Annotated in this window: 11 protein-coding genes; 2 read left to right on the top strand and 9 right to left on the bottom strand. The window is 47.0% G+C overall.

Annotated features, from left to right (window positions below; translation table 11 throughout):
- Positions 1–46: 46 nt before the first annotated feature.
- Together IEW26_RS03825 and IEW26_RS03830 are read left to right on the top strand one after the other, a co-directional pair.
- The gene (locus IEW26_RS03825; protein WP_188591282.1) at positions 47–919 is read left to right on the top strand and encodes a carbohydrate ABC transporter permease; all 873 of its coding nucleotides are present in this window, start codon (positions 47–49) and stop codon (positions 917–919) included.
- Between the two features lies 1 nt (position 920).
- The gene (locus tag IEW26_RS03830; RefSeq protein ID WP_111268273.1) at positions 921–1,745 is read left to right on the top strand and encodes a carbohydrate ABC transporter permease; all 825 of its coding nucleotides are present in this window, start codon (positions 921–923) and stop codon (positions 1,743–1,745) included.
- A 147-nt stretch (positions 1,746–1,892) separates the two neighbouring features.
- On the opposite strand, the gene IEW26_RS03835 is transcribed toward IEW26_RS03830, so the two are convergent.
- The 9 genes from IEW26_RS03835 to IEW26_RS03875 form a co-directional block, all read right to left on the bottom strand.
- Positions 1,893–3,221, bottom strand: coding sequence for an MFS transporter (locus IEW26_RS03835; RefSeq protein WP_188591283.1), 1,329 nt, complete (start codon positions 3,219–3,221; stop codon positions 1,893–1,895).
- 20 nt (positions 3,222–3,241) lie between these two features.
- A complete protein-coding gene (locus tag IEW26_RS03840) occupies positions 3,242–3,877 on the bottom strand; it encodes a TetR/AcrR family transcriptional regulator (RefSeq protein WP_188591284.1) in 636 nt (211 codons plus the stop codon).
- A 61-nt stretch (positions 3,878–3,938) separates the two neighbouring features.
- Complete coding sequence (locus IEW26_RS03845; protein WP_111268276.1) at positions 3,939–4,706, bottom strand: ABC transporter ATP-binding protein; 768 nt, start codon at positions 4,704–4,706, stop codon at positions 3,939–3,941.
- A gap of 12 nt (positions 4,707–4,718) precedes the next feature.
- Positions 4,719–7,052: an ABC transporter permease gene (locus IEW26_RS03850; RefSeq protein ID WP_188591285.1), complete on the bottom strand. Its 2,334-nt coding sequence runs from the start codon at positions 7,050–7,052 to the stop codon at positions 4,719–4,721.
- A gap of 22 nt (positions 7,053–7,074) precedes the next feature.
- Positions 7,075–7,836 carry a thioesterase II family protein gene (locus IEW26_RS03855; protein WP_188591286.1) on the bottom strand — a complete coding sequence of 254 codons (762 nt, stop codon included), beginning with the start codon at positions 7,834–7,836 and terminating at the stop codon, positions 7,075–7,077.
- Positions 7,837–7,865: 29 nt separating this feature from the next.
- Entirely contained in the window at positions 7,866–8,759 is an 894-nt protein-coding gene (locus IEW26_RS03860) for a hypothetical protein (RefSeq protein ID WP_188591287.1), read from the bottom strand.
- On the bottom strand, positions 8,756–9,019 hold the full coding sequence (locus IEW26_RS03865) for an acyl carrier protein (RefSeq protein WP_111268279.1): 264 nt from the start codon (positions 9,017–9,019) through the stop codon (positions 8,756–8,758). Before IEW26_RS03865 ends, IEW26_RS03860 begins: the two co-directional genes overlap by 4 nt.
- An 18-nt stretch (positions 9,020–9,037) precedes the next feature.
- Entirely contained in the window at positions 9,038–10,084 is a 1,047-nt protein-coding gene (locus IEW26_RS03870; protein ID WP_188591288.1) for an HAD-IIIC family phosphatase, read from the bottom strand.
- Positions 10,085–10,103: 19 nt separating this feature from the next.
- Entirely contained in the window at positions 10,104–10,955 is an 852-nt protein-coding gene (locus tag IEW26_RS03875; RefSeq protein ID WP_188591289.1) for a 3-hydroxyacyl-CoA dehydrogenase family protein, read from the bottom strand.
- Between the last annotated feature and the right edge of the window lie 10 nt (positions 10,956–10,965).

Raw genomic sequence — 10,965 nt, forward strand, 5'->3', positions numbered from 1 at the left:
GCTGCCCGCTTGTTCATTTGCACAGGAAGGACTGGTGTTACGGGTTATGAATGCGAACAAAATCTATCCCTGGTATTTCTCATCCGGCGCGATTCTATTATATCTGCTGTTCATCGTCGCTCCTGCTCTGCTTGGCATTTATTATTCCTTTACCGATTGGAACAGCTATAGTTCAGAGAAAAATTTTATCGGTCTGGAGCATTTCCGCACCATTCTCACAGGTGATCCAACCTATCTGCTATTTATTAAAAATACCGTGCTGTTTACGCTGGTTACCTCCATCGCCAAAACCGTTCTCGGTTTGTTTCTTGCCCTGCTGCTGGTTAGCGGTGTCAAAGCCGCCAATTGGCATCGAATGATCATCTTTTCACCACAAGTATTGTCTTTTCTGATTGTAGGTCTGGTGTTCAAAAGTCTGCTTGATCCAAACAACGGGTTCGTTAATGTGACCCTGCGCTCCATCGGCCTGGATGTACTTGCCCAAAACTGGCTGGGCTCGCTCACCTGGGCCATGCCATCCATCATGGCTGTGGATACCTGGAAAGGCATGGGGTATATTATGGTGCTGTTTATCGCGGGACTGCTCGCTATTCCACGGGATTACTATGAAGCTGCATCAATAGATGGTGCGGGCTTTATGCAAAAGCTGTTTCGTATTACCATTCCGATGCTGATGCCCACCATCACCATTGCCACAGTGCTTAATATTACGTATGGTTTGCGTGTCTTTGACGCGGTATATGTGCTGACCAACGGGGGGCCGGGCAACGCTACAGATGTGATTAACACAGCCGTTTATTCCTCTTTTGCCAAAGGGTACTGGGGACTCGGGAGCGCCCTGTCTACCATTCTCTTTGTCATCATGGCGATGATCTCGCTTTTTATCATTCGTCTGATGAACCGAAAGGTGGAATACTGATATGCAATTACGAAAAAAGCTGGCTGCTCTGTCGTTGAATGTACTGGCTTGGCTGTTAAGTCTGGTCGTACTGATTCCATTTGCCGTCATCCTGTTAAATTCATTCAAGTCAGATGCGGAAGCCAAGGTGCTCAAGCTTACCCTTCCCGAGAAATTTGTGTTTGAAAATTATAAAATCGTCTACGAGCAGGGACACTTGGGTGGTTCCTTTTTCAACAGTCTGCTGCACTCTGGTGCCTCATCTCTGCTGCTGGTATTTGTCGTGGCATTCTCTGCGTTCACGTTATCCCGCAATCATTCCAGGCTCAGCAAGTTCCTGTACTTCTTTCTGATTCTGGGCATTACGCTGCCGCTGAATTACATTCCGCTCATGGAAGTCATGAAATCATTAGGTATGATCAACTCCCACCTGGGCATGATTCTCCTCTATACCGCGATGGGGATTCCGATCTCTCTGTTCATCACCTATGCATTTGTCGGCAACATTCCGAAAGAGCTGGACGAAGCGGCAATTATGGATGGATGCAGCGGAATCAAGCTATTCCTTCGAATTATCGTGCCTTTATTGACTTCGGTGCTGGTGACTGTATTTGTTCTGAATTTTCTGAGTGTCTGGAATGAGTTCACTGCGCCGCTCTATATGCTGAATACGGTGGAGATGTGGCCCATGACTCTGGCTGTTTATAACTTCTTCGGACAATTCAGTGCCAAATGGAATCTGGTCAGTGCCGACATCGTGCTTACCTCTCTGCCCGTGCTGATCGTATTCCTCATTGGACAGAAGTACATTGTAGGAGGTCTAACCTCTGGTGCAGTGAAGGGATAGATTGATTCAAATATCGGACACAAGATATGAAGCAGCACACTCATGTACTAAAAAGCCCTCGTCTGAACGACATGTACACCGTTTTGATTTCAACGGGTACATGCATCAGACGAGGGCTGTTTTGATTACGGTAACGATATAATCATACTAATCATGCGCCAGTCCGCCTACATCGGGAGGTGAGGCAATATCGCCGTTCTGCTCCAGTGACTTAATCATTTTCAGACGTGATGTGACAAGGGCAATCAGAATAACGAAAAGACCTGCAATGATAAACAGCAAGGCAATGCCTCGCCCCGGCCCCGTTCCGATAATCTGACCTACGGAGGAAGCCAGCGCCCCCCCCTCCACCATCAGTGGATTAAATACGTGGTCTGCTAGAAATCCAGCCAGGCTGTAGGCGATAATAAAGCCGAGTTGTGACAGAATGCCGATGATGCCCCACACTCTGCCCTGCTTTTCATTCGCAATATTGTTTCGAACCAATACATCAGCGCTCATATTAACAAATGGCAGCGAGGAAAGGAACAGAAAACCTGCAAAGATGATAAAATAAATATTGGTCGAAACGCCCAGCAGCGAGAACGCCAGACCACACATGATCAGCCCTGCCACCAGCACACTTGCATATTTCTTGGTCATTGTAAATATACCGATGCACAAGCTGCTGATGAGCATACCGATCGCACTAACGGATTGAAACGTTCCAAGGGTCTTCGCATCTGTAAACGATAGCAGCATCGGGCCAATGAGCGTTTCCAGAAAACCGAGATAGAAGGTAACCAGGGAGATAATAATGACGAGCAGCAGCACGCCCTTGTTGGTAACCACCTCTGTCCAGCCTTCCTTAATATCGGTCATCCAGTTATGCTTCTCTTTGTCTTCACGCTCTACCTTCATGCTCTTGCGAATGACCAGCACGGCCAGAATCGCAATTAGAAAAGTCGCGATATTAATCATCATAATCACTTCAATCGTTGTCACACTAAGCAGAATACCTGCAATAATCGGTGAAAATAAAAACTTGGAGGATTCCGCGAGCTGTACAAGCCCGCTGCCTTTGGAGAACTGATCCTTATCCAGAAGGTCTGTCGCTGACGCCTTATATGCCGGACTTTGCAGTGCCGAGAATACAGAACTGAAGGCCACCCCCACATAAATATGCCATAGCTGAATGTCCCCTGTAAGCATGATCGACAGAATAAAAACCAGCCCCGCAGCAGAGCCCAGGTCCCCGATAATCATCATTGTACGCCGGTCAAACCGGTCTGCGAGCACCCCGCCAATTGGACGAAGCAGAATGTTTGGCAGAAATGTAAACAAGGTAATCAGGGCAACACTGGTTGCCGTATTTGTTTTTTCGAAGGCGTATACCCCCAGTGAGAACGCGGTAAGTCCGATACCAATCATCGAGATCAGTTGACCGAACCAGACAATCAGAAATTTTCCAAATGATTTATGAACAGTTTGTTCCATATTTAATACTCCTTTCGCGATTAAGCCTGATGTGGGAAATACAGTTCTGTTACATATGCAAAACTACCCTGTTCAGCACCCAGAACCCGTTCCATAATGTGGCTGAATGCTCTGACCTTCTTCTGAAACTCTTCTTCTTCCCATTGAAAAATGCCCTGATCCAGCAGAAACTGTGAAGACACCAGTAAAAACTCAATGCTCTCTTGCGGAGCCGGGGTGTGAAACACCCCCTCCTGAATACCCTGTTCCACCACGTTCGCCAGAATAGGACTTAGACGAATAACCGTTTCAACCAGACTTTTCTGATGCATTTCAACGTTCTGCACACTGTGCAGCTGCTCAATGACGCCAAGCTTTCGATCATCAGGCTGATTTTGAGTCATAATGATACGGAAAATTTTCTCATGCGCACTAAGCTCGGGATCGGCAACTACACGTCTTGCCGCAGCCTCACCGTTCATAATAAAACGCATGACAATGGCATGCATGACCTCCTCCTTGGACTGGAAGTAATAATAAAATGTGCCCTTCGCAATCTCACAAGCCTGGAGGATATCCATAATTGTTGCTTTGTTATACCCTTTGGTCACAAACAGAATTTCGGCCTCATCCAAAATTTCGTTCCTGCGCTCCTCCGGATTTTTCATCAATCTCATATGCTGTCCTCCAATACTTCTCGACCGACTGTCGGTCTATTCTAGTCATGAAGCTCTAAATTTAGAACCCCATTTCGCTTAACCATTGTGCCAATCGACTTTCTCTCGCCTTCAAATCCTGTTTGTCCTTGTCATATTTCCCGATCTTTTTGTCCGCAACCAGATGACCATCCATCATAAACAGAACTCGTTCCGAGCGGGCCGCAACCTTGACATCATGAGTAACAAGCAGAATGGTTGTGCCTGCCGCATTAATATCCCCCAGAATATCCATGATTTCATGTGTTGATTTGGAATTCAGTGCTCCGGTTGGCTCATCACCGAACAGAATATCCGGATTGTTGATGAGTGCCCGGCAGATGGCGATCCGTTGCAGCTGTCCCCCTGAAGCCTGGGTAATATTATGCTCAGCCAGCCCGTCAATGCCCATTTTTTTCATCAATGACATCGCACGATTGTTAATGGTGTCTCTATTACTGTTTTTGGCCAGATAAGCCGAGAGTATGATGTTGTCTAACAGATTTAGATTTTTGAGCAGATGGATATTTTGAAAAATAAAGCCCATTTTGGTCAGCCGCAGACTTGCCAGCTCCTTCTCGGGAAATGCCGAGATTTGTTTGCCGTTAAAATAAACACTGCCTGTGCTGATCTGATCCATTCCGCTGATGTTATAGAGCAGAGTGGATTTGCCCGAGCCGGACGGGCCCATAATGGACACAAACTCTCCCTTTTGCAGCTGCAGATTGATATCCTTGAGAATACGCTGTTCTTCATTCTCGCCCATAGCTACGGATTTATTCACTTCTCTGGCTTCAAGTATCGTTGTCATGGTTATACCTCCCTATTCCACAATCATTTTTGAAATGCTGGTTTCCCGAATCGACTGAATGCTGATCCAGGCTGTAATGATAATTGTTCCTGCCAGGAGTAATGGACATAATACATACGCCTGCATCGGATCAATAACAAACACAATGTTGGAAGCTCCAAATGATGACATAATGCCACTAACGAGCTTGGGCCCAAGCGTATTGGAAAGAATGGTGCCTGCTGCCACGCCCACAATCAGAATGGCAAGTGACATCACAACATACTTCAGCTTGATCTTTGATAAGGCAAATCCGAGACTTCGCAAGACGGCGATATCATTGTTATCCTTGGCAACCAGCATCTGCAGAAACAGAGAGGTAATGAGGATGGATATAAATACACCTATCGCAAGAGCCAGTGTGGTGACCAGCTTCAATTGCTGAATTGTACCGCCAAGCGTCTGATGTAAATATCCTTGAAGATCCGTAACTCTCGCAGGTGAAAAATCCTTCTCATATGCTGCAACCTTGGCAGCCATGAGACTCCGGTCCTTCAGATCGAGACTGACGACATACCACAGTACACTATCTTTGTTATAAGGCAGAAGAGCCTTCGCTGTTTTGCCGCCATTCGTTACATCCTGGTAGATGCCGCTGACCGTCATCACCTGATCTTTGCCATCCACCTGCAGGGTCAATTGATCCCCTGTTTTGAGTTTAAGCTCACTGCTGTTAGCATCGGAAAGGGCAATTTCGTGATCTGTTGCCGGGGCATTCCCGCTGAGATAAGACAACGGAAAGATACTGAAATCTCCGCTTTCCACACTCAAATTATCATAGCTGCCTTCAGCATTACGGATCTTGAACTGACTTGTGACGAGAGGCGAATATGCTTTGACATCCCCGTCGTTTTTAATCTGGTTAATCAGGTTGGCGTAACGCTGCTCAATATCATCGGTATGCCTGAGATCAATTCGAATGTCACTTTGCCCGACACCCATATAGGAAATAAAGCTTGGCGCCTGAAGTGTATTCAAAAAGTTAATGGGCACAATCATAATAAAAGAGCTGACGATGAACACAAACAATAACAACCGGAACATTTTGACACGCTGCATCACTTCCTTGAGTCCAAGAAATACAGGTACGGAGGACCAGCGATTACGGGATAGACTTAACCGGTTCCGAATGATCTGTGTATCCCCCAAGCTTCCGGTACGAAGTGCTTCCACTGCCGATATGGAACGAAAACGTCGCAGCACCGCTCGGCAAAACAGAACCACCATCGTGAAGATTACTGCCGCCGCAAGCAGAGGCACTGCAAAATGCAGCAGCGTTGCTGGTGCTTTCCCCATATATAACATGATATTGGAAACGAATAGTTTGTTTACTCCGAGTGAAGCCACATATCCCAGCACCGAGGCTACCCCGGCCATAAACACATACTTGACCAAATAGAGCCGCTTAATATCTTTTTCCGCGATACCGATCGCTTTCATCACACTAATCTCGCGGTAATCCTCTTCAATGGTCGCCAGCATCGTGAACCGAATACATAACATGGCAATCAGGATCAGCACGAGACTCACGAGTATAATCACGGCTGCGATAATCCCGTCTGTCATGGCATTGAGTACCTGAAATAGACCATAAGTCACCACTGGACCCGCGTTAGGCAGCCCGGCATTTTGATAGGCTTGCGTGAACTCACTGGTCTTGGCAGGATCATTCAGACGGAATTCAATCAGATATTCCATCTCTCCAACACCCTGCTTCAATTCCTGCCAATCATTCGGGCTGACGATAAAACGCTTCGAGTGCACGACAGACGGATTCATCTGTGCATCACGCACAAAATCAACAATGGTGTAGGCACTCTCAAATGCCCCATTATTGATTCGAACTTTGTCACCGATCTTTAATTGGTTTTGCTGCAAATAATACACAGGCACGGCAATCTCACCATCCAGAACCTGAATGATCTCACTGTTCAGATTCAGCAGATAGTCGAATTGCTGATTTTGTGTAACCAGGTCAATGTCCATGACCGTATTTTTCTCCGACTCCGCACCAAGGTAGAGATTGGCTCCATCAATATTCACCATCTCGACAATCTGATGCTGCTCAACCAGCGCATTACCCTCGGCCCATTGGTTCACTTTGGCCTGATCCAGCTCCCCAGAGTGCATTTGCACAAAATGCGGTGTTTTGGATTCAGAGAACAAATATTGGATGGAGCTTGTGAGCTCCATAATCATCCGCGAACCGGAGGACACCAGCAGGGCGGCAAGCAGTACAAAAATAAACAGCGCGGCTGTAATTCCCTTTTTCCTCATTAAATCGTTTCTCAGCATTCGTAGCAGCATAAACTAACATGGCTCCTCTCATCTACTCTACTAGATTCATTCCTTCTAACTCTGGAGTCATAAAACTTGTCAGATGATACGCCACCGTCGAAGGTTGGTGCATGATGAACATGTGAGTACCCTCTCTAATGGTCTGAAGCTTCATCGGTGTATTCAAGTACTGTCCCCACTTCAGTGCCGATGGAAGGGAAACGGCATGATCCCGTTCTCCCCACAGATACAGCACCGGTATATACACAGGATGATGCTCAATCGTTGCTGCGGATGTCAGCACTCGAAAATCTGCCCGAATGACAGGCATGAAATACTGCAAAAGCTCTTTTTCGTGAATAAGCTCCTTTGGCAGTCCATCATAGGAAAAGAGATGCTCGAGCAGATCGTCATCTGACATCTGATCATAACGGGTTATCCCGCATTCAGCAGGTGTACTGCACGCAGACAAGACAAGCCGTAAAGTGCTTGCTGTATCCGGAAGCTTCTCCTGCAGCCGCTGGGCGACAAAGTAAGCTGCAAGTCCGCCAAGACTATGTCCCAGAAGTACGGCTCCAGGCTGAATTACACGCAACAGCTCGCCGGTGTAAAGCTCGACAAGCTGCTGCATATGTGACAAAGGCGCTTCCGAGTTTAGACCATGACCGGGAGGCGTAAATGCCCAGATCTCCACATCCGGAAGGCAGGACACCAAAGGCTGAAAGCTCTGGGAGTGTCCGCCGAGGTAAGGGAAACAGATCACCTGTCTGTTTCCCTTGCCCTTTTGCAGCTGTTCAAGATAAGTCTGTCCCATCACTCCGTCACCCCCATTCGTTGATCTACTTATTTCGCTTCCTTCCATTCGAGAACATATGCGGGAAAGGTTTGAAGCGTAGTGTCCACCTTTTTGAGCTTGAAAACAATGTGAATGATGATGGCTGATGTTACAAAAAAGAAAAATTGCATGATCTGTACTTGCGGATTAAAGTAATACAGATCAATCTGACTTCCGGTAGCCACAAGCCAGAAGGCCAAAAGGTAAAATAACAGCGTGCCTCTCGTAGCATTAAAGATGTAGCTTTGAAATACGATAAATGCCATAAGCTGAACCACGTAATATATGTAGGTCGTTGAAGTGCCGAAGGAAGAGATCAGATATCCCGGAAGCACCCACAGTCCAAACAGGAAACCTGTAATCAGACCACTTGCTACATTGTTTTTCAACTTGCCCTGCAGGAACGGAAGTAAAAATCCAATCCAGCCAAACAGTCCGCCGATGAGTCCGGTTTCCTTGAACAGGTTCAAAATACCGAGCCAGATCATTTCCGGTACACTATATGTCAGTTCAGGAACCGGTATGCCGAACAACAGGGAGCCGAAATGCATGGAGGAGGCAAATACAATTGAAATTCCAATAATGATTGGAATCCAGAACAGATCCTTTTTTCGTGGAACCAGCTTCAAAAACATGCCTTTCAGTGCATCCTTGCCACCCATCAGATAACATGTAATCAAGCCGGCAATCGAAGGAGAATACAGTGCAACGATAGCCAGCGGGTGCATAAGGTGCAATTCACCTGTGATTGGCACAATAAAATCAGGGAAGAACATGAACAAGCTCGCAATACCGTAGCAAGTCCCGAAAGAGATCGCCAGAAACAGAACCATATATTTATTGGATGGATTGGCAGCAGGGCTCGCTACTGGACGGAGTGATGGCTGATTGGCGGTTATCATTGGGCCACCTCCTTCGCAGCAAGCTTTCTCTCAATCAGATCATGCAAGCGATTAATGGTACTGAAATTGGCCAGGTCCAGATCCTCATTCCCGATCTCAATCTGGAATTTGCGCTCAACAAAATCCACCAGACGCATAGCAAAGAGCGAGTTCACAAATCTCATTTCAAAATAATTGTCATTGTCGCCAATCTGAGCATCCTCATGCTCCATAGTGAGGTTATTTCCGATAAACTCCCGAATGTCTTGACGATAATCCACTTCTCTTCCCCCTTGTTATTAATGTAGTTTTTCAGGCACACAAACTTCAATATAGTCTGGAAACTCCACAACCTGCTTCAAATCATGTGAAAAGACGATCTTTCCATCTGCATCTGAAGACTGCTGTGTAAATCCGGCAAAGCGATAGCTGATATTCATCATTCGATTTCTCCCGGTATCTCTGAAATCAGCGAGCATCTGCTTGCCCTGCCGCTGTGCTTCGCGCATGATGTACGTGAGCAGCACACTACCTGCCCCCCTCGACATCACTCTGCAAGACATCAGCAGCATGTTCAGTCTCCAGAGATCCGGCTGCTTGTGAATAAGCGCAAGCCCAATCTTTCCGTAAGTTCCGTACTTGTCTTCAAGTTCACACACCAATAACAAGTGATCCTGCGAATTCATCAATTGATGCAGTTCTTCATAGCTGTAAGTAATCCCCGTAGCATTGAGCTGATTGGTACGAACCGTGAGCTCTTCGGCACGTTGAAGATCATCCTCTGTCGCTTCATAGATCGTAAACTTCATACCAAGCGAAGCCAGAAATTGCTCGGAGGGCCCTTCATACTGTTCTTCAGCCTGCTTTCGCAGTGTATCCGCCTGATACATCTGCCTTCTGCGGGAGGAATCAGCCGTAATAAATCGAGGCATTAGTCTCGGATCTTCCAGCATCGTCTCGTAGTCGTCTGCATGAAGCACCTGAATATCGTCGTGTACACTTTTTACTTCCTCCAGCTCAAAGGGCTGATCATCTACAAACAAGAGAGCATTCATGCCAATGTTCAGGTTTTGCTGAATCCGTTGAATGGATATGGACTTCGCGTCCCAATGGATTTCGGGGTACAAAAAATAGGTTGCCAAGCCAAGTTCCTCAAGTTTGGCCCAAGCCAGCTCGGCATCATTTTTGCTGGCAACGGAATGTAATATCCCGCGTCGGTCTAACTGTTCAATCACCTCCTTTACATGCGGCCTTAACTGCACATCACCGGACTCTAGCAAAACTCCGTTCCAGATCGTATGGTCCAGATCCCATACGACACATTTGACATCCTTCGTTCGCTCCATGGACATGCCTCCCTTTATGTTAATAGGCATAGAACCCCTGACCGGTCTTACGCCCCCATTGTCCCGCATCCACCATTTTTTGCAGCATTGGACAACAGCGGAATTTCGGGTCCTGATAGCTGTCGTATAACACTTTAAGTGAGTGTACAACGGTATCCAGACCAATCAGATCAGCTGTTTCCAGTGGGCCCATCTGATAATTGAAGCCTTTTTTCATAATGGCATCGACCTGCTCGGCTGTAGCAATCCCGTCCTGAACGATGAAAGCTGCTTCATTCATTAACAAATGAGAAAGCCTGTTGGATACAAACCCTGGCAAGTCCTCAATGACAACCGGATTTTTGCCAAGTGACTCGAGAAACGTCACCATTCCCTGCTCCGTTTCCAGCGTTGTATGATGCCCTTTGATTACCTCCACCATTGACTTGACCGGAACTGGATTCATCAGATGCACGCCAATCGCGCGCCCCGGGTCAGGCAAGAAGGAGGCCAGCCTGGTGACCGATATACAGCTTGTATTCAATGCAAAGAGTGCATCCGTACGCACCTTCTGACCGAGCCGTGCATAGACTTCCTTTTTGTAATCCAGCTGCTCTGTTACGTTTTCAATAATGATGCCTGCCTCTTCTATCCCGTCGTCATGCAGCTGGAACGAGATTCGCTCGATAATTGCCTCAAGCGAGACTTCGCCGTATCCTTGCTTTAAGAAACAAGCTGATCGGTACTCACGGCGTATCCGATCGGGAGCAAGGGCCAGGACTGACTCTGAATGATCCTGCAAAATCACACGATACCCGGCTCTCGCGACATCCAGAGCGGTGGCACAGCCCATAACTCCCGCGCCAATAATCGCGATGAGTTGATTATGCATACTTGATCTC

The sequence above is a fragment of the Paenibacillus silvae genome, from assembly GCF_014639235.1.
GTDB lineage: Bacteria > Bacillota > Bacilli > Paenibacillales > Paenibacillaceae > Paenibacillus > Paenibacillus silvae.